General features: G+C 58.2%; 1 protein-coding gene. It reads left to right on the forward strand.

All coding sequences use genetic code 11. The features are described 5' to 3' along the window. The coding region (locus RZR99_RS32975; protein WP_323123851.1) for an IS3 family transposase at positions 1-742 on the forward strand (742 nt) is incomplete at both ends.

Here is a 742-nt window from a genome sequence, read left to right on the forward strand (position 1 = left end):
AAAAAGTGGCCCGGCCCGCGCTGAGACGAGACGTGGTGGATTACGTGGTGAGCCACGACGGATTGACGATGAGGCGGGCCTGTCGGCTCGTGAAGCAACCGCGCAGCGTTCAGTACGACAAAAGTATCAAGGACCCTCGCCCAGAACTGCGCTCACGTATGCGCGAGATCGCCTATACGCGTGTGCGCTACGGGTATCGACGCGTCCATGTACTGCTGCGCCGGGAAGGCTGGCAGTTGGGTCGGAATCAGGCGTACCGGTTGTATTGCGAAGAGCAGTTGCAGTTGCGCTCGAAATTGCCGAAGCGACGAAAGATGGTGGTGACGCGCGTGGCGAAGATCGTTCCGGTCAGGCCAAACGACGCGTGGAGTATGGATTTTGTGGCTGACCAGCTTGCTGATGGCTCGAAATTTCGCACTTTGACGATCGTGGATGTGTTCACGAAGGAGGCGTTGGCGATCGAAGTGGGGCAACGCTTGAAAGGCGAACACGTGGTATCCGCATTGAACCGAATCGCTGCTCGGCGCGGCGCTCCGCGGCATCTGTTTGTCGACAACGGCAGCGAGTTTTCCGGGCGCCTGCTCGATATGTGGGCGTACCACGACCAAGCAAAAATCGACTTCAGCCGACCGGGCAAGCCGACGGACAATTGCCACATCGAGACGTTTAACGGATCATTCCGCGATGAGTGCTTGAACCTACATTGGTTCGAGACGTTGGGCGAAGCCAAAGCGATCGTCGA

Origin of the sequence: Burkholderia alba (assembly GCF_034721475.1) — a bacterium.
Classification (GTDB): Bacteria; Pseudomonadota; Gammaproteobacteria; order Burkholderiales; family Burkholderiaceae; genus Burkholderia; species Burkholderia alba.